General features: G+C 44.0%; 21 protein-coding genes and 1 pseudogene. 10 read left to right on the top strand and 12 right to left on the bottom strand.

Going from position 1 to position 16992, the window contains the following annotated elements; translation table 11 throughout:
- A pseudogene (locus ACBR23_RS19640) lies at positions 1 to 106 on the top strand (IS5/IS1182 family transposase); the annotation flags it as partial.
- Between the two features lie 93 nt (positions 107 to 199).
- Here the strand turns inward: ACBR23_RS19640 and ACBR23_RS19635 are convergent.
- The 4 genes from ACBR23_RS19635 to ACBR23_RS19620 form a co-directional block, all read right to left on the bottom strand.
- Complete coding sequence (locus ACBR23_RS19635) at positions 200 to 1147, bottom strand: pentapeptide repeat-containing protein (RefSeq protein WP_371116369.1); 948 nt, start codon at positions 1145 to 1147, stop codon at positions 200 to 202.
- A 108-nt stretch (positions 1148 to 1255) separates the two neighbouring features.
- Complete coding sequence (locus ACBR23_RS19630; protein WP_371116368.1) at positions 1256 to 2104, bottom strand: alpha/beta fold hydrolase; 849 nt, start codon at positions 2102 to 2104, stop codon at positions 1256 to 1258.
- Positions 2105 to 2393: 289 nt separating this feature from the next.
- Positions 2394 to 3122 (bottom strand): DUF3120 domain-containing protein, encoded by a 729-nt coding sequence (locus ACBR23_RS19625; protein ID WP_340551159.1) that lies wholly within the window; start codon positions 3120 to 3122, stop codon positions 2394 to 2396.
- Complete coding sequence (locus ACBR23_RS19620) at positions 3115 to 3699, bottom strand: hypothetical protein (protein ID WP_371120477.1); 585 nt, start codon at positions 3697 to 3699, stop codon at positions 3115 to 3117. The genes ACBR23_RS19625 and ACBR23_RS19620 overlap by 8 nt, the downstream gene beginning before the upstream one ends.
- Positions 3700 to 4064: 365 nt before the next feature.
- Here ACBR23_RS19620 and ACBR23_RS19615 point away from each other — a divergent pair, with 365 nt between their 5' ends.
- The 3 genes from ACBR23_RS19615 (at position 4065) to ACBR23_RS19605 (ending at position 6335) form a co-directional block, all read left to right on the top strand.
- Entirely contained in the window at positions 4065 to 5267 is a 1203-nt protein-coding gene (locus ACBR23_RS19615; protein WP_371120476.1) for a ferrochelatase, read from the top strand.
- 320 nt (positions 5268 to 5587) lie between these two features.
- The gene (locus ACBR23_RS19610) at positions 5588 to 5986 is read left to right on the top strand and encodes a DUF433 domain-containing protein (protein WP_341738695.1); all 399 of its coding nucleotides are present in this window, start codon (positions 5588 to 5590) and stop codon (positions 5984 to 5986) included.
- Positions 5979 to 6335: a DUF5615 family PIN-like protein gene (locus tag ACBR23_RS19605; protein WP_341738696.1), complete on the top strand. Its 357-nt coding sequence runs from the start codon at positions 5979 to 5981 to the stop codon at positions 6333 to 6335. The genes ACBR23_RS19610 and ACBR23_RS19605 overlap by 8 nt, the downstream gene beginning before the upstream one ends.
- Positions 6336 to 6394: 59 nt before the next feature.
- On the opposite strand, the gene ACBR23_RS19600 is transcribed toward ACBR23_RS19605, so the two are convergent.
- Entirely contained in the window at positions 6395 to 6598 is a 204-nt protein-coding gene (locus ACBR23_RS19600; RefSeq protein WP_293212897.1) for a type II toxin-antitoxin system HicB family antitoxin, read from the bottom strand.
- 37 nt (positions 6599 to 6635) lie between these two features.
- Here ACBR23_RS19600 and ACBR23_RS19595 point away from each other — a divergent pair, with 37 nt between their 5' ends.
- Both ACBR23_RS19595 and ACBR23_RS19590 read left to right on the top strand, forming a co-directional pair.
- Positions 6636 to 6851 carry a hypothetical protein gene (locus ACBR23_RS19595; RefSeq protein ID WP_371120475.1) on the top strand — a complete coding sequence of 72 codons (216 nt, stop codon included), beginning with the start codon at positions 6636 to 6638 and terminating at the stop codon, positions 6849 to 6851.
- The gene (locus tag ACBR23_RS19590) at positions 6848 to 7462 is read left to right on the top strand and encodes a hypothetical protein (RefSeq protein ID WP_371120474.1); all 615 of its coding nucleotides are present in this window, start codon (positions 6848 to 6850) and stop codon (positions 7460 to 7462) included. Before ACBR23_RS19595 ends, ACBR23_RS19590 begins: the two co-directional genes overlap by 4 nt.
- Positions 7463 to 7644: 182 nt before the next feature.
- Here ACBR23_RS19590 and ACBR23_RS19585 read toward each other — a convergent pair whose 3' ends face one another.
- The gene (locus ACBR23_RS19585; RefSeq protein ID WP_371120473.1) at positions 7645 to 7914 is read right to left on the bottom strand and encodes a hypothetical protein; all 270 of its coding nucleotides are present in this window, start codon (positions 7912 to 7914) and stop codon (positions 7645 to 7647) included.
- 110 nt (positions 7915 to 8024) lie between these two features.
- Positions 8025 to 8513, bottom strand: coding sequence for a hypothetical protein (locus ACBR23_RS19580; RefSeq protein WP_371120472.1), 489 nt, complete (start codon positions 8511 to 8513; stop codon positions 8025 to 8027).
- Positions 8514 to 8772: 259 nt separating this feature from the next.
- On the opposite strand from ACBR23_RS19580, the gene ACBR23_RS19575 reads away from it, so the two are divergent.
- Genes ACBR23_RS19575 through ACBR23_RS19565 form a run of 3 tightly spaced genes read left to right on the top strand, consistent with a single transcriptional unit; the run spans position 8773 to position 11875 of the window.
- Positions 8773 to 10047 carry a DUF1822 family protein gene (locus ACBR23_RS19575; protein WP_371120471.1) on the top strand — a complete coding sequence of 425 codons (1275 nt, stop codon included), beginning with the start codon at positions 8773 to 8775 and terminating at the stop codon, positions 10045 to 10047.
- A gap of 29 nt (positions 10048 to 10076) precedes the next feature.
- Positions 10077 to 11438, top strand: a complete 1362-nt coding sequence (locus tag ACBR23_RS19570) for a CHAT domain-containing protein (protein WP_371120470.1) — start codon at positions 10077 to 10079, stop codon at positions 11436 to 11438.
- 5 nt (positions 11439 to 11443) lie between these two features.
- A complete protein-coding gene (locus ACBR23_RS19565) occupies positions 11444 to 11875 on the top strand; it encodes a DUF433 domain-containing protein (RefSeq protein WP_371120469.1) in 432 nt (143 codons plus the stop codon).
- Positions 11876 to 11963: 88 nt separating this feature from the next.
- On the opposite strand, the gene ACBR23_RS19560 is transcribed toward ACBR23_RS19565, so the two are convergent.
- From ACBR23_RS19560 to ACBR23_RS19540, 5 genes are all read right to left on the bottom strand, one after another.
- Entirely contained in the window at positions 11964 to 12356 is a 393-nt protein-coding gene (locus ACBR23_RS19560; protein ID WP_371116357.1) for a hypothetical protein, read from the bottom strand.
- A 2-nt stretch (positions 12357 to 12358) separates the two neighbouring features.
- Positions 12359 to 12721, bottom strand: coding sequence for a papain fold toxin domain-containing protein (locus tag ACBR23_RS19555; RefSeq protein ID WP_371116356.1), 363 nt, complete (start codon positions 12719 to 12721; stop codon positions 12359 to 12361).
- 70 nt (positions 12722 to 12791) lie between these two features.
- On the bottom strand, positions 12792 to 13199 hold the full coding sequence (locus ACBR23_RS19550) for a hypothetical protein (protein ID WP_371120468.1): 408 nt from the start codon (positions 13197 to 13199) through the stop codon (positions 12792 to 12794).
- Between the two features lie 286 nt (positions 13200 to 13485).
- Complete coding sequence (locus ACBR23_RS19545) at positions 13486 to 14046, bottom strand: Uma2 family endonuclease (protein WP_371120467.1); 561 nt, start codon at positions 14044 to 14046, stop codon at positions 13486 to 13488.
- Positions 14047 to 14219: 173 nt separating this feature from the next.
- Positions 14220 to 15497 (bottom strand): ribulose bisphosphate carboxylase small subunit, encoded by a 1278-nt coding sequence (locus ACBR23_RS19540; RefSeq protein WP_371120466.1) that lies wholly within the window; start codon positions 15495 to 15497, stop codon positions 14220 to 14222.
- Between the two features lie 128 nt (positions 15498 to 15625).
- Here ACBR23_RS19540 and ACBR23_RS19535 point away from each other — a divergent pair, with 128 nt between their 5' ends.
- Positions 15626 to 16894 carry an aspartate aminotransferase family protein gene (locus tag ACBR23_RS19535; RefSeq protein WP_341738710.1) on the top strand — a complete coding sequence of 423 codons (1269 nt, stop codon included), beginning with the start codon at positions 15626 to 15628 and terminating at the stop codon, positions 16892 to 16894.
- The last annotated feature ends 98 nt before the right edge of the window (positions 16895 to 16992 follow it).

Raw genomic sequence — 16992 nt, 5'->3', positions numbered from 1 at the left:
GATCAACCGACTCAAGCAATTTCGTCGGATCGCAACCCGATATGAGAAGCTGGCTGCAAATTATACAGCCATGATTACGATCGCCTGTATCTGGTTATGGTTGTAGTTTGAAAACACGCCCTAGGGCATTAGTCCTGATGCCACCACCTGCAACCCAAAAATTACAAATAACAAATAACATATAACTAATCAACAGTGATTAACTGTGAACAGTACCATCGGGTAATATAGTTCCCGATAATCGGGCTCCGGTAAGTTTTACCATTACTCGATCGCCATAACCGATTTTAGCTCCTGTTAAATCTGCACCACTCAAGTCAGCGCCACTCAAATCGGCTCCGATTAAGTTAGTTTCTCTCAAGTTGGCATTGATTAAACAAGCTCCTAATAGGTTAGCTCTGAACAAATTGGCTTTATGCAAATTTGCGCCTGTGAGGTTAACGTTATGTAGAAAAGCATCGCTTAAGTCGGCTTGACTCAAGTTAGCATTGCTCAAGTTTCTGCCGGCAAAATCCTTTTCTTTTAAGGAAGCTCCTTTGAAGTTGGAACCGCTCAAATCGGGACTTTGTGGGGTAGCGGGGCGGTAAGATGAAGATGAGGATGAGGATGAGGATGATTGGTAACGGGGCGTAGTTGAATAGGGCCCAGAAGGATTTGCAGAAGAGTTTCCAGCATATTTTCCACGATAAGCCTCTGAAGCATAACGGGTTTCTTTTGAGCTTGCCGGTGGTGGCTGAGTATTTTGGTATGGAGAGTTTTGGTATGGAGAGTTTCGGTACTGAGAGCTTTGGTACTGAGAGCTTTGGTACTGAGAGCTTTGGTACTGAGAGCTTTGGTGCTGGGTGCTTCTGTGCTGGGTGTTTTGGTGGTGCTGGGTGTTTTGGTGGTGCTGGGTGTTTTGGTGCTGGGTGTTTTTGTGTTGACTATGTTGATTCTGATCCCTGGGTTGAATCGATCGCAATTTTTCGCGAGCTTGATTAATTTCCTTAATCTTTGCTTCAGCTTTTTCTAGCAATCTGGGGCGATCTTTGGGAATGCGATCGGGGTGCCAAATGAACGCTAAATCCTTGTAGGCTTGGGTAATTTCTTCAGGAGTTGCTCCCGGCAATATTTCCAGCACTCTATAGTATTGGTCGAGGTCGTTCATGTTACCACCTTTCGCTTTCAGAAATTAGTAATTAAAAACTAAGATCGGAGTAAAGGCTGCTCTCAAAGCTGGCTTCCCCGATCGTACATTGGATGAACATTAACTCAGTTATGCCACTGCTGGCAAAAAATCCCGGATTCGCTGCAAATATGTTGTGGCATCTTCCAGCATCGGAAAGTGAGATGTATTTGGGATTATAACAAATTCTACTTTGTCGCTGAGGGAAGCGGCTTGTTTGCCCATGATTGCCGGAATAATTTGATCGAATTCTCCAGCTACCAGCAGTGTGGGAACACTTAGGCGCGCAAATTCTTGGGGCATTTCCTCCGCAGCTTTTTTGCTGACTGCTGTCACCATTGTACCTATAGCCGCTTCCTCATCTGCCATTAAGAAATCCTTTAGAAATGCCAAACTGACCTCTGTCGGCAGGGAGCGGTGCAAAAACCGTGCCATAAATAGGCGATCGACAAACGGAATAGAAGCCAACCAAGGTGGCCGGAATTTAACCACATAGCCACCAAATTTGTGAAAAGTTGTAAAGGCTTTTTCGTCGTATTCAAAAATTCCACTGCAAGTCAGAATCGCTTTTTCTACTTTTTCGGGATAAAGGTTAAGGAATAAAGTAGCAATTGATGCACCTGTGGAATGAGCATTAATGTACACGCGACTTAAATTCAAAGCTGCTAGTAATTTGGCCAAGTCATGGGCATAGGTTTCGAGTTCGTAGCTAGACTCAGGAGGATTTTTTGGCAGTGGAGAACGTCCAAAACCTCTCATATCATAAAGCAGACAATCAAACTCACCAGCAATAGCGCGCGCGGTACTTTCCCAGTAGCGAGCCGAGCCTGCCCATCCGTGCAAAAATACCATCACAGGTTTGCCGCTGGGTTCGGCGCTTCCGTCTGCTGTTATCCACTCGTAATAGTGTTCTACACCGCCAATTGAAATAAAAGCCATGATCTCGATGTTAGATGTTAGATATTAGATTTTAACTCATAACTGGTTCCCAGGCTCTGCCTGGGAAACAATATCTAGAGGCTCTGCGTGGTTGCCGAAAATCTGAAAAAACTGCCTCGTTTCCGAACAAAAATTGGAGGCAGAGCCGACCGATCGGCGTTTCCAGGCAGAGCATGGAAACGAGTAAAACTGCCTGGTTTCCGAACAAAAATGGAGGCAGAGCCGACCGATCTGCGTTTCCAGGCAGAGCCTGGAAACGAGTAAAACGAGTGGAAAGAAATCATAAGTCTTAAGCAGCGGATGCAGCTAGCCAAAATAAGCCATCTACTAAAAGCGTGCTCAAAACTGCTCCACTGAATGCCCGCCAGTGCAAAGTGCGATCGCGCAAACTCACCAAACCCACACTTAAAAGCACAGCAATTAAAACCAGAGCCCAACCTATGCCCCAAGGAGTTTCAATTTGTCCGATCGCACTTTGAAAAATCGGCATCGCCAATTCCGGTTCCGCGTGCATGACTTGCCGCCAGTAAGGCATCAAACCGGTTAAGTAAAAATATAAATCAGTAATAGCAGTGCCAAATAGCGAACCTAAATAAAAATATGCTCCCACTTTTCCCCAAGATTTGCCCAAGCACCAAATCGCAAACGGCAAGCCAATTGCTTCTATAGGTAGATGTAAAATTGGTTCCCACCTAAACCAGCCCCAATAGATCGAGCCTGCCAGCCAACATCCGGCAAATCCCAACAATAAGTCTCCCCAAAGTTGGGTTTTTGGGCGAAAAATGAAAATCAAACTAAGCACGAACCACGGGATGGTTGAGAGCAAACTGATGGTTGGATACAAACGCACTAATGGTGCTTGGACAAAAACTGGAATTGATACTAAAAAAGCTGAGGCACCAAATATCAACCACTGCTGGAGGCTGTTTTTTCTGTCTGAAGAAGATACAGAATTTTCGAGGGCGGTGAGATTGAAAATAGGCGCGATCGCTGAGGATAATAAATTAAAGTTAAACAACTGATTGGACTCCGTAACGTTTCAATAAGTGAACTACAAATGTTGCTGCGGTGGCGGGTTTAAAAGTTTCGCTACCCTCGGCTGTGTGAATGATTTGCCAGCCTAGGGCGGTTTGGGGTTGGTGCCACAAATCTAAATGGGCGATGGGTGGATCGGCATAAAAACTATCTCCACCGCCACCGAGAATAGCCGAACTCCACTGTGTAAAGCGATCGTGGCTGATGCGGTGGATGGGAAAAGTGCCCCCCAGGGGTACTCCCCAACCGTCTACAGCAATGAAGGCTGCGACTTTGCCGCCGATTTGTTGCCACATCCACGCCCCCCCGATCGCCCCAACTACCCCAGCCGAAAAGCTGACAAATACTAGACTTTCTCCAGCTAACTCCTCCCTGCACAAAAAGTGGAATATGTCAATAGCCGAGAAAGGTGGATGTTTATGAGCCGGAAAAATCTTGACAGGGTAGAATGTTTGGGTATTTTGCCTGGGTTGTGCATCTCCCCAAACCTCTGAAATTCCCGCCAGGAAAGCATCAGTCAGTTTTGGGTCGTGAATTCCGGGGCAAATTACCAGTCTCATCTTGCTTCAAGAAAATTAATTATGAGCTTAACATAACTTTACTTTATTGTATAGCTTAATTAATTATATGCCATGCAGGGGGATAGGATGTTAAACTGATAACAGAGTTTTGTTTGAAGGGTATCCCCCCAAAATAAACGCGGGGAACGCTCCGAGACACCGAAAGCAGAGGCAAAGTCAGGAAGTCTTAAGAAAACATAAAACTTAACGCTTTCTGTCCCCGACCCTGGGAAGCTGTAAAATAGGTTTCTTTGTGGGTGAATCGCTGCTAAGCCCAATATTTTTTATAGAAGCCGGGTTTTTTTCCGTGATTTTTATTCATCCTTCCTGCGACTCTGAAAATCATCTAAATTGAGGAATACAAAGTGGTTGCTTCTCCCGAAAAAATTGAGTTCAAAACATCTGGTGCACCTGAAAACAGCGATCGCGTAGCTGTCTTGCTGATGGGTTACGGCGAAGTCGAAAGCTACGATGATTTTGCCAACTACAACGAGCAAGCTTTAAACTTACTTACGGCAAAGTTTGCACCGGTACCGACTTGGATCTATCCACCGCTGGCGAAGATTTTAGCGATTTTCGACTTGCACGAGTGGAGTCATCAACACGGTCAATTCGTGTCGCCGCACAATGCAATTTTTGAACAGCAGCGCGCTGGGATCGAAAAGAATTTGCAGGAAAAATGGGGCGACAAAGTAAAAGTGTTCAAAGCTTTTAACTTTTGCGCGCCCTTTTTGCCGGAACAAGTAATTCCGCAAATTAAGGCTGAAGGATTTGATAAAATTCTGATTTATCCGCTGTTGGTTGTTGATTCTGTTTTCACTAGCGGGATTGCGGTGGAACAGGTAAACAATGCTTTAGCACAAACCTTTGATGGTAAAGAACATTGGGTAACAGGACAGCGGTACATTCCTTCTTTTTACGATGAACCGGCTTATATTCAGCTAATGGCGGATTTGGTTGAAGAAGAAATTAAAAACGATTTAGCAGTAGCGCATTTGCCTTCTCAGATTGGGATCGTGCTCATGAATCACGGTTGTCCACACAAGGCGAAGGGCTTTACTTCGGGTATTGTGGAAAGTCAAGCTTTGTACGATCGCGTGCGGGAACGTTTGATGTATCGCTATCCTTTGATTTCGGTGGGTTGGCTGAATCACGACACACCCCTGATTGAATGGACTCAGCCCGATGCGACTTTAGCTGCGAAGAATTTGATCGATCTGGGTGCAACTGCGATCGTGTTTATGCCGATCGGATTTGCGACAGAAAATCACGAAACTTTGTTAGATGTAGATCATGTGATTGAGGGTTTGCAGAAGCAACGTCAGGGAGTTACTTATCGGAAATTGCCTTGCGTGAATGACCATCCTGAGTTCCTGAAAATGGCGGCGGAGTGGGCTAATCCGCAGATTGAAGCGTTGTTGAGTGAAAGTGCGATCGCGGTGAATCCGAATTTGGTTGTTCGGGATCACGTACATTCTCATGGGGATCATGGGCATAATCATGGGGATCATGGGCATTCTCACGGCGATCATGGGCACAATCATGGTGGGCACGGGCACAATCATTAATTAGGATCTGAGAAACCGGGTTTTTTGCGAAAATACTGCGTTGAAGACGACAGATTAAGTAAAAAACCCGGTTTTTTTTGTGGGAGTGCGTGAGTCGAGATTGATTTAGGTGAAAAGGGCGATCGGCCTTTGGTTGTTTGGAGAAGGGGCGATCGGCTTTTTGATCGGCAGGTGTGAATTCTTAGGAATCACGCAACATCCCGCAGAGATATTGCGCTAAAATAAAAACTAAAGTTTTTCCAAAATTTGAAAAATTGAGAAACTCTCAAACTCAACTACCGCCCCATCTGCAATTCTCTTAGAAAACGGAAGTTGTATTAATGACATCCCACACCTTAAACCTACCCATTCAACTACAGCAAGAAGCTGAAAAATTGGCGGCACTCCAAGGCATTTCCCTCGATGGGTTTATTCTCTGGGCTGTAGCTGAAAAAGTCGCTACCCTCAACCAGCGGAATGACGATCGCGCTTTTCCTGAAATCACCTATGTGCGAGGCGCTAGCGGCGAACTCATACCCGTTTTGCGAGGTACTCGGTTGCGGGTGCAAACAGTAATCATCGCAGCTCAAAAATGGGGTTTTTCGCCAAACCAAATTGCCGATGAATATGACATTAGTGAAGCTCAAATAAACGAAGTTCTCGCTTTTTATGCAGCCCACTCTCAGGAAATAGACGCATCTATTGCCACCGAGCAAATTATCGAAGCTGCCAATGTCTAAACCGCTATTGCATCTGGATGCTGATACTTCTATTAAAGCTTTGCAAGCTGCCCTTTTATCTCGCAGTCACGATGTCACTCGAACACCGACTGAGTGGATGCCTTTAGATGCTAGCGATGATGTTCAATTACTAGAAGCAACAGCGCGAGGGCGGTGTATTTTCACGTTTAATATCCGCGATTTTCAGGTTTTATCTCAGCGCTACCCAGAACATGGTGGCATCATTTTGGCGGCTCAAAACAGTTGGACATTATCTAGTCTAATTGCTTCGCTCGATCGACTGCTGTCAGAAACACAAGCTGCTGACTGGAAAGGGCAAGTCCGCTGGCTTAATCAGTGGCGTACCTAATTTTATCTTGATATTGAGGCAAAAAGTCGATCGCGGTCAAGGAAGATTGGGAACTTTGCTCATACCACCAATTCTCTCACAATTGCACCTTCGGAAATGCTCAATTCATCTGCCATCGGCTCTAAGTAAAGTTCGATCGCTTCTTGGATATTTGCCAATGCTTCGTCAATCGTTTCCCCTTCACTGATGCAGCCTGACAGTGAGGGAACATAGACGGTATATCCACCTTCGTCACTGGGTTCTAATACGACTTTGATGTTCATAATTTCGGTGTCATGAGCGCTGACTTTTCTATTATAGATGATTTCGGACGATCGCACTATCATAGCAAATAGCTGTAGGGTGCGTCGCCATCAGATATCTTCAAATGCGATCGAACATCTCACAGCGACGCACCTACAAAATGTACCACCATCAGATATCTTCAAAATAGGTAAGTCAGCGGAAAGACTGATGCTTGCTGACAACCTCTCAAATCTTGATGAGTTGCTTGAAGCTATTAGAGAAAAAATATGACTGCAAAAACAATTACTGATACTGCACTAGAGCGAATTTTAGCAATTAAATGGGAGCCTGACGATAGTCGCGTCAACTCTCACATTGCTCTTTTGCGAGAATACTTGAGGCGTGCCGCACTGTGGGCAAAAGCTTTAGATTGTACAGATGAATGGCCGTTTTTTGATGTGGCTGCTCATATCTGCCCTTTAGAATCTGCCGATGATACTAAGGTTAAAGTGCTTAAGACTCATTTCACAGAGACACCGTTTTATGTGGCGGGTATAATTGAGAAAACCTGCGAGTGGTTCCTGCATTGGGATCGGGTGAAAAATTTACCAAAAGTTAGTGAATTTACTTTACCTGAACCCTACGAACCTCTAATCATAATGTATGAACGCGGTGGCATATTCTCTATGGAACATGGATTTTTTGATTTTGCTGTTGGGAGTTTTCCTAGAGGTAAATGGCAGCAATATGACGAAAAAATTGCAGCAGAGTGGGCAAATCCGCAGATTGAAGCGTTGTTGAGTGAAAGTGCTGTGGCGGTGAATCCGAATTTGGTTGTCCGCGATCATGGGCATTATCATGGGGATCACGGGGATTCTCATGGGAATGGGCACAGTCATTAATTAGGATTTGAGAAACCGGGTTTTTGCGATAATACTGCGTTGAAGACGACAGATTAAGTAAAAACCCGGTTTCTTTGGTCGGAGTGCGTGAGTCGAGATTGATTTAGGTGAAAAGGTCGATCGTCCTTTGGTATTTTTAGGGAAAGGGCGATCGGCTTTTTTACAAGCAAGTGTGAATTCTGCTACCGGATCTCTTTAAGCTGGTTGTAATTTTGGGGTACTGGTGCATTCAAACTCGGCTTTTCAAAACGAACAGCTTGACCGAGTATCAAGATGATGATAGTCAAGACAACAAAGAAAGACTGCGAACCTTGGAAGGGAGTGACTAATTCATCAATTTTGTAGAAATTGCCGCAGTCGCACAAGCGGATGTTCGAGTCTTCAGGGTGGGAATGCCAATTGCAGGGCAATTTTTTGAGGCTGGAATTGTCTTTGTAAGGGCAGGTAGTCATCGGATTTTTCCTCGTCAAGTAAAGAGTGTTGGTGTATGATGATTGGCAAAATTTAGCTGTGGGGAGGCGATCGCATTTGAGCGTGAAAAATGCGATCCCATCCCAATCGTTTAAGATTCAGTTCGCTTGGGGAAATGAATATTAAGCGTAATAGTTGGCTCGATGGCAGAGCCAGGACAACAGAGGCTATGAGCCCTATACCGCGTCAATAGAGAAAATTTCCCTTTGGTGATTTTCTCTTCTCGAACGATTTTCGGCTTAGCGCCCCTTATTTTGTACTGGCTGTCAATTACTGTTTCGCCGGCAATGAACAGGTTGATGTTGTACCAAGAATCGTGATCGTGAATGCCGGTGTCAGTTGCGGGTGGTAGGTGGATCAAAAGCATCTCAAACAAGCAGCAGGAAAACAGCCGAATGTAGCTATAGCCTCGCCAATGAGTTTGGATTATTTCTGGACAAAGTTTTTGAAGTTTTGACCACTTTTGGCTGGAAGTGTTGGCTTGCAAGAGAATGAGGAGAATTGCCCAAAGCAGGATGAGGCCGTTAGCCTGTCGGGGTTTTTCCGACGGGCGATCGTCATGTACAGAGAATTGGTCCATGATATCTTGGAGGTATGTTTATTTTGACTAGCGGCGGCTCCTCTGTGGAACGCCGTTTTTTGTGAGCGCTTATCTATTCATTTGCAGATATATCTGCAAATGAATATCTAAATAGTAACCACGTTGCACAGAAGTGTCAAGTGGCTTCAATAAAAAAAGCAAAATGTAAATTAATGCTAATAAAATGCTCGATTCTGCATAAAAATCCAATCAGGTGCAGATTATTATAATAATATGCAGTATCATAGGTTATATGGATATGCAAAACCTTGACAAGTCTAAATTTGAGCAAACTTTCGCGGAACTGCCAGCCAAGCGCATGAAGGTGTTGCGGATGCTATTGGCTGGTCAGACGGATTCGGCGATCGCCCAGTCCTTGAATATTGAGCCCGGAACCGTCAGAACCCAAATTGCACAGATATGCAAAGCTTTCGGGTTAAACGACTCTTCAGGTGAACGTCGCTCTAGGCGGGCTGACTTGATGACCGTTTTTGCCAAATACAAGCCTGAGCTAGTGGGCGAAAAGTCCAAACCCTTTGATTCAGAACCAGAAGCAGAGGAAACAGCAACCAAAGTGATATCAAATTCAGATTCGGATCGCACTGGTGAAAACATTCATTTTCGGACACCCAACTCTCCAAAACCTGAAGACACTCAAGTCAGATTTTTTACGCTAGTGTTAAGCGGTACTGTTAACGAAGTTGACAGGGCACGAGCGGAAGCTATTATTGCTCATTTAAAAAATGTTGTGGGAGATGTCGAGATGACACTAGAGGAAATCAAACCAGGTAGTGTATTGCTAGTTCTCAGCAGTTCCACCGAAGACATTGAGGTGGTTGAATGGATGTTCAAAACTGGGCAACTCCCAGAGTTATTAGGGTTTCCTGTTCTGGATGTGCGTTTAGAAAGTGTCTCAGAAGTTGGGTACGATCGCAACTCTTCAACGCCTCAAAACACTCAGTCTAGATTTACGCTAAAGTTAAGCGGCACTGTTAAGGAAGTTGACAGGGCAGGAGCGGAAGCAATTATTGCTCATTTAAAAAATATTGTGGGAGATATCGAGGCGACATCAGAAGTTGCGATCGCACCCAACTGTATCAACTTAAGCCAATGGTTCCAAAATGTTATTCAACCTGGTTGGCAGACACTTGAAGAATTCTTAAAAACACAGCAATCGGGTTTAGATTTCTGTTTTAGGCCTGCTGATGTCGTTGAATCTACTAGAGTTGCCAAGCTGATTGACTTTGGGGTGCAACTAGCCAAACATCGAGTAGCACTGGTTATTAGCATTACTCCAGAAAGTAATGAAAAAGTGGGAATTAGGTTACAAATTCATCCCGTAGACAGGCAAACTTATCTACCACAAAATATTCAACTGATTGTCCTAGATGAATTCCAAGAAACTTTTATGACAGTACAATCTAGACAAGCTGATAATTGGATTCAGTTAGAGTTCAGTGGCGAAGCGGGTGAGCGCTTTAGTATCAAAGTTGCACTTCACAATACCAGCTTCACCGAAAATTTTGTAATTTGAACCAGTATAAGATATCGAAAAAAACAGCAATGAGTAAGTTAGTTATCTTAAAAATCGGCGCTGGTGAATTGGAACAAGGTTTTCCAGTCACGCTACAGATTGCAGAAGATGGTTATTTTCCATTGACTGAAATCAGAGGTATGTTGCCACCAGCTCCAGAAATTTACCAACACTATAGCAGTTGGCATTTAGCCTACAACACACTAAGATTAGGTATGCGAAGGCTGGAAGTAAGATTTCAACAAGTTACCAACTTTTCGACAGTTGATATTATAGAAAAAGCCCAGATATTAAGCCATAGCCTAAATGCGTGGCTTAACTCAGATCTGTTTCGTCCGATTAAAGAAGAACTACTTGTAAACTTAGCTCCATCTGATGAATTCCGGTTCATCATCCAAACTGGAGATACTCGACTGCGACAACTGCCTTGGTATCTCTGGAATTTTTTTGAAATTTATAATAAAGCTGAAGTTGCTTTCAGTGCAAATCAATATAAACGAGTCGAAAGAGCAACCAAAGCTATCTCTCGAAATAAAGTTAGAATTTTAGCTATTCTTGGTAATAGTACAGGCATTAATATCGAGCAAGAACGAGAACTATTAGAGAAGTTACCAAATTATTGCGAAATCACATTTCTTGTAGAGCCGCAGCGAAGCGAGTTAAACAGATATCTTTGGGATGAAAAGGGATGGGATATCCTATTTTTTGCTGGTCATAGTTCGAGCCATAACAATTTTGAACAAGGTCGAATTTGTATCAATCAGATGGATAGCGTAACTATTGAAGAATTAAAATTTGCTTTAATAAAAGCCATCAAACAGGGGCTTAAATTAGCAATTTTTAACTCCTGTGATGGATTAGGATTGGCTTGCGAATTAGAGGAATTGAACATTCCACAAGTTATAGTCATGCGAGAGTCAGTTCCCGATCTAGTTGCACAAGAATTTTTAAAAGGTTTTCTTGTGGCGTTTTCAAGCGGAAAGTCTTTGTATGTTTCGGTGCGGGAAGCACGGGAAAGGTTGCAAGGTTTAGAGGATCAATTTCCTTGTGCAAGTTGGTTGCCTGTGATTAGCCAGAATCCTGCTGAAGTTCCCGTGACTTGGCAAGAGCTTCAACGCAGCACTAAGGCGATATCCCCAGAAATAAGCACCTTGGCAAAAAATGAGTTACTACTGGCGGGTGCTGTAAGTTTTTTAAATGAATTTCTGCTTGCAGGTACTGTAAGTATTTTACTTGCAGGATCATGTTATTTGTTAAAAATTGACCTCATGTTGTCCGCGATATTGAGTCCCGTAGCTTCACACGTCATTACCGAAGGAGTGAAGCAATCCCAGAAGGTGAAGCTCACTAGGTTGCATAAATCAGAAGGTGAATTTCATGAGGTTTCATAAATGACATGAAAGGCATTTCCCTCGATCGCTTTATTCTCTGGGCTGTAGCCGAAAAAGTTGCTACTCTCAAGCAGCGGAATGACGATGCTGTATTCCCTGAAATCACCTATGTGCGCGGCGCTAGCGGCGAACTCGTACCCGTTTTGCGCGGCACTCGCTTGCGGGTGCAAACAGTAGTCATCGCAGCCCAGAAATGGGGTTTTCCGCCAAACCAAATTGCCGCTGAATATGACTTAAGTGAAGCTCAAGTTAACGAAGTTCTCGCTTTTTATGCAGCCCACTCTCAGGAAATAGATGTATCTATTGCGGCCGAGCAAATTATCGAACCCGTAACTCGTCGGCGATATTCCCTTGAGGAGTTGGTTGAGGCGATCGCGCCAGAGAATCTTTATAATGAGATGGATAGTACAGTTGCTGTGGGTAACGAAGTTTGGTGACACAATCAAATCCTGGTGACGGTGCGAAGATTGGGAAAAAAACCCGGTTTCTTTGATAGTGCGCGGGCGACCAGAATTTGACAATTGACTATCCAGTTGTTACATTACCAACTTTTTCCTTAACTTGCGCTACTTTTGAATGGCTATCTCGCTGCAAAAACTCATCAAGTAACTCATAAAAACGATAAAACGCTCGTTCTTCATTGTTAATATAAAACTCGATTATTCTTGCCCATGAACCTGATGTTGATACTTCATATCGCTTTTGCAACCAGGGTTGAAAGTCGCCATAAAATTCCATTTCCTTTTCTGTGGGTTCAACTCCCAACTCTTCTCTAGCCGTTCTATAACCGACTATAAACATAAAAAGATCGGTTACTGAAGCTCGTCCGATATACATTCCTGGTTTTTTATGAATTTTATTCAACATATCAAAAAGTCCGCTCATCTCAATACTCTCCTTTTTTTTAATTAAAAACATTTTTAGAAACCGTCTAATTCTTCAACGATAAACTCTCCTCTACGACAGGAAAAATCATTCACCCAATCTTCTCTAGACAGTCCATCAGTTGACAAATTATCAAAAACTAGCCCACGTACTTCAACTCCGTAGTGAGTTCCATTCGTTGTAATAGACTCATTTGTACCACCCCACCTTTCTAAGCGTGTACTTAAGATAAATTCTTCTTTATACTTAGTTTTGAGCTTGAGTAACTTACCCGCAATTCCATTTTCTGCCATCCATTTTAACACGGCTTTAGCACACTGGTCACATTGAAGGATATCGTACTGGCTGACGATCGCACCAATCTCTCGGTAAATCTCCTCATCTGAAAAATCGCTCACTTTCCCTCACAGCCTCTAAAATCTTCCATCAAAATCGATCGCATTCTCAGATTGCAAAGGACGCTCAATTTCATTTTTGATCGAGCATCACTTCATCATCCTCATCCAACTCGAAATTCTCTGGAACTAATCCATCGAAGCTATTGCGAGTAGGAAGATCAGGCATATCTCCCAGCATAGCAACTGCTTCAGCAAGTAGATTCAGATTCTCTGGATCGGGGTGTTTTTGTGCTGCACGCACAGCCAAGATGACGATACGCAATCCTCCCCTTAGCCGATCGACATCACGGGCTAGTCCATACATTGCTTGAAAGTCATTTTCCTCAATAATCCGATACTGTCCTGTTTTTGTCTGGAGGGTAGCAATGACACCATTGGCGATCGAACTGAGTGCTTCTGCGCCCTGCAAACGAAACTTCTCAAACGATGTCCAATTTGCACCGCTTCGCAACCTAAATTTTTTATTTGTAATTTGCATAGTTTCACCTCTTTACTATATGCTAACATAAACCCAACGAAAAAACAACGGCTATTAAATCCTAGCTTAAAATAATAGGACAGTCCTGGACACACTCCGACTAAAGAAACCGGGTTTTTTCCTGTTTTTGCGACGGTGAGCAAATATTCTCGCAAAAACCCGGTTTCTGACTACCGGTGCGTAAGTCCCACTTTAGTTAATCAGCGATCTTTTAGCGACACCACTCATACTGCTTGCTCTAAATCCATCGTTTATTTTACTCCGTTATTTATGCTTTCGTTAATATCTACGCAAACAATGCGGCCACAGAAACACTAAAATCTGGTAACAAAACACTGGTTAAATTATCTTCCTTAAACAAAGTCATCGCTAATTTTAAAATCCCATTTTCCCGCAGGTAAACCTCAACTTTTTGCTGTACTCTGTCAAAAATCCAATATTCCCGCACACCCTGAACCGAATATAATTTTAACTTAGATTGCCGATCGCGCCTTTCATTTTCCTCACCCGGAGACATTACCTCAACCACCAACTCCGGCGCACCAGCCAAATGTCCAGACTCATCTAATATTTGTGCTAAACGCTCATAGCTTACCCAAACCACATCAGGGATAACATTGTCACCATCAGTGAAGATCAAACCAGCAGTGGTTGCAGCCTTACCTAAACCCGTCTCTATCGACCAATTATTTAAGGTTCTGCAAACATTGTCAACAATATTTTGATGTTCCCAGTGGGGGGCTCTTGTCACGACTAATTCTCCTTCGATTATCTCATAACGGTTGCCATTATCGGGTAATAATTCTAAATCAGCAGTTGTCCAGCGAACTCTTTCTGTAGTTGACATAGCTTTGACTCCGCTCTGTTCTATTTTGATTATATCTGATATCTTCCAGAAGTTCCTTGGGCGGGGGCGGGTTTATTATATTGTTGGTTTATAACATAAATTGTTGGTAAAACCCGCCCCTACAATGGCCTGTAGATACTGTCTCGATCTGTCAAGGCAGTATCTACAGCTTTTTAAATATTCGGCCGCTGAATGATGGTTTCAACTACTCTGCGCTTGGCTTTTGGATCGATGCCTATTAGTCGCACGTATTCGCCACCGTGCTCCGCCAAACAAGTTTCCAAAGATGCAATCACTTGCTGTTCATCTGCGCTTTGAATGGTGGCGCAACTTTGCCATGAACCTGTTTTAAATCGGCGATTGTCTGCATATTCTATCCCGATTTTGCAGCCTCTTGTTAATAATTGTTGCACTTGTGCCAATACCTCGGAACTGAGCCGCGAAACCTTACTGTTACTAACTTCAGCAACTGGTGCAGCATAGGCTTTATAATATTTAGATGATGGATCGTTTAATTGACTTTGAGTCGGAACTTCGGCGGGTTGTTTTTCCGGTGTTTTCAAATTGAACAACCGCGATTGATTGTATTCATCGACTAAGCGCATTTCCTGAATCCGCTTTTGTTGTCCTACCATCAAACTGCCCATTTCTATTAAATGAGCGAGGCTGAAATTTGGGTTTTGAAAGCCGGGTGGTTCTTCCACACTGTTTACTAAACGCTTGGAAACTTGCTCGATTCCTATTTTGTGAATGAACTCACGAATCTGTTCGTCATAAATGCGCGATCGCAATGCACTGAAAAAGTCGATCGCCTGTTCGGAAAATTTATCCACCAAAGCCACAATATCGGCTTTCGACAAATTGTCAGACTCAAAAATGCCGCCCACAACCCCAATTTTATCATCCCGGCTCGGTTCCCAATAAAACTTCTCCATCCGGCCGTCGCGAATCAGTGGGGCGTACAGCGTGGCAAAGTCGTTTCCAGTCACAATAATCGGCACTCTATGCAAGGGAGTATCGTCATAACTTCCCGGTAACTGCACGTTATGTGGATTGTCAGCAATATTCATCAGAGTGGCATTGACCATCTGAGTATTAACAGTATACTGAGTAGTAGAATCGAATCTGCCAGCACCAGCATCCAAATCATTAATAAACACAGCGCACATTTCCCCGCGCACCCGAATTTGTTCCGCAGCTTCCCGATAGCGCAAGCGAATTAAACGCGAAGGATCTCCGGCATCGGGACTTTCTAATTCGCCTCCAGATATCATCACGGGTTCAAAACCCATGCGCCGGAAAACCAGTTCGCATTGAAATGTTTTGCCTTCTCCTTTGCGGCCGTGAATTCCCAATATTAGGGGAACTCTGACACCTGGTAAATTTAAAAAGTTTTTAGTGACGTGCACTGCAACTTTGTCGAGAAAACTAGGAGAAATATAATAACTCATCAGTAGATTTGTGGAAGATTAATTGCTTTTGCTGTTATGATTTTATGACAAAACTAACAGCCTACATCGTTAAACTGGATTTTTACCGTACAATCGAGACCTGCACATAATTTTTTAAGGAGCAATTCGTGAGTCCACAAACCTTACTAAAAGAACCCTTAGTCCAATCCGAAGCTAGTCCGTTTAGTTCCGAGAGCTTTGATAAATATGTAATGACAACCTACGGGCGCTTTCAAATCGCCCTAGAACGGGGCGAAGGTTGCCGTGTTTGGGATACCCAAGGCCGCGAATATCTGGATTTTGTCGCTGGCATTGCGACTTGTACTCTGGGACACGCTCATCCGGCACTAATTGAGGCTGTAACCAAGCAAATTCAAACGCTACACCACGTTTCTAACCTTTATTATATTCCAGTACAAGGTGAGCTGGCACATTGGCTGGTAGACCATTCTTGTGCCGATCGCGTTTTCTTTTGCAACTCTGGCGCAGAAGCTAATGAAGCAGCGATTAAACTCGCCCGCAAGTATGCTCACGAAAAATTAAATATCTCTAATCCGACTATCATCACCGCCCATGCTAGTTTCCACGGGCGGACGCTGGCGACAATTACTGCAACGGGACAGCCGAAATACCAAAAGGGTTTTAGTCCGTTGATGCCGGGATTTCATTACGTGCCCTACAATGACATTGCTGCCCTGGAACAGGCGATCGCAGAACTGGACAAAGATGAACGCCAAGTCGCTGCCATTATGATGGAAGCGCTGCAAGGAGAAGGTGGAGTTCGCCCCGGTGATGTCGCCTACTTCCAACGAATTCGGGAAATTTGCGACGAAAAAGGTATTTTGCTGATTCTCGATGAAGTGCAAGTCGGGATGGGACGCAGTGGTAAATATTGGGGCTACGAAAATCTTGGTATTGAGCCGGATATCTTTACTTCTGCTAAGGGCTTGGGTGGCGGTATCCCGATCGGCGCTATGCTGTGCAAATCGAGCTGCGATGTATTTGAACCGGGAAGTCATGCTAGCACTTTCGGCGGCAATCCCTTTGCTTGTGCTGTGGCTTTGTGTGTCTGTCAAACTTTAGAACGGGAAAACCTTCTAGAAAATGTACAGCAACGCGGTGAACAGTTGAAAGCAGGACTGAACCAGATGGCGGCCACTTATCCCCATTTAATTGCTGAAGTGCGCGGCTGGGGCTTGATTGTGGGGCTAGAATTGCAAGCTGATATCCCCCTCACATCCGCTGATATCGTGAAATCGGCGATCGCCGCTGGTGTGCTGTTAGTTCCCGCAGGACCGAAAGTGCTGAGGTTTGTGCCACCACTGATTGTCACAGAGGCTGAAGTAGCCCAAGCTTTGGCAGCCGTGGAAAAAGCCCTTGCTTCCCAATCGGTTTAGTAAATCGACTGTTGTTTATGAAAGTCGGGATGGGATATTCCGACGACTATAAACATACATCGAGGGAAGATAAGGCTGCTGGTGGCGCATCTCAATGA

The sequence above is a fragment of the Microcoleus sp. genome, assembly GCF_041354475.1.
In the GTDB taxonomy this organism is placed as follows: domain Bacteria; phylum Cyanobacteriota; class Cyanobacteriia; order Cyanobacteriales; family Microcoleaceae; genus Microcoleus.
The sequence above is the reverse complement of the archived record's forward strand: the minus strand, read 5'-3'. Positions and strand labels throughout refer to the sequence as shown.

Coding starts and splice junctions, on each gene's coding strand:
- ACBR23_RS19635 (WP_371116369.1), bottom strand. CDS start 1,147: ATGAACGACCTCGACCAATACTATAGAGTGCTGGAAATATTGCCGGGA.
- ACBR23_RS19630 (WP_371116368.1), bottom strand. CDS start 2,104: ATGGCTTTTATTTCAATTGGCGGTGTAGAACACTATTACGAGTGGATA.
- ACBR23_RS19620 (WP_371120477.1), bottom strand. CDS start 3,699: ATGAGACTGGTAATTTGCCCCGGAATTCACGACCCAAAACTGACTGAT.
- ACBR23_RS19610 (WP_341738695.1), top strand. CDS start 5,588: ATGACATCCCACACCTTAAACCTACCCATTCAACTACAGCAAGAAGCT.
- ACBR23_RS19605 (WP_341738696.1), top strand. CDS start 5,979: ATGTCTAAACCGCTATTGCATCTGGATGCTGATACTTCTATTAAAGCT.
- ACBR23_RS19600 (WP_293212897.1), bottom strand. CDS start 6,598: ATGAACATCAAAGTCGTATTAGAACCCAGTGACGAAGGTGGATATACC.
- ACBR23_RS19595 (WP_371120475.1), top strand. CDS start 6,636: ATGATTTCGGACGATCGCACTATCATAGCAAATAGCTGTAGGGTGCGT.
- ACBR23_RS19590 (WP_371120474.1), top strand. CDS start 6,848: ATGACTGCAAAAACAATTACTGATACTGCACTAGAGCGAATTTTAGCA.
- ACBR23_RS19585 (WP_371120473.1), bottom strand. CDS start 7,914: ATGACTACCTGCCCTTACAAAGACAATTCCAGCCTCAAAAAATTGCCC.
- ACBR23_RS19580 (WP_371120472.1), bottom strand. CDS start 8,513: ATGGACCAATTCTCTGTACATGACGATCGCCCGTCGGAAAAACCCCGA.
- ACBR23_RS19575 (WP_371120471.1), top strand. CDS start 8,773: ATGCAAAACCTTGACAAGTCTAAATTTGAGCAAACTTTCGCGGAACTG.
- ACBR23_RS19570 (WP_371120470.1), top strand. CDS start 10,077: ATGAGTAAGTTAGTTATCTTAAAAATCGGCGCTGGTGAATTGGAACAA.
- ACBR23_RS19565 (WP_371120469.1), top strand. CDS start 11,444: ATGAAAGGCATTTCCCTCGATCGCTTTATTCTCTGGGCTGTAGCCGAA.
- ACBR23_RS19560 (WP_371116357.1), bottom strand. CDS start 12,356: ATGTTTTTAATTAAAAAAAAGGAGAGTATTGAGATGAGCGGACTTTTT.
- ACBR23_RS19550 (WP_371120468.1), bottom strand. CDS start 13,199: ATGCAAATTACAAATAAAAAATTTAGGTTGCGAAGCGGTGCAAATTGG.
- ACBR23_RS19545 (WP_371120467.1), bottom strand. CDS start 14,046: ATGTCAACTACAGAAAGAGTTCGCTGGACAACTGCTGATTTAGAATTA.
- ACBR23_RS19540 (WP_371120466.1), bottom strand. CDS start 15,497: ATGAGTTATTATATTTCTCCTAGTTTTCTCGACAAAGTTGCAGTGCAC.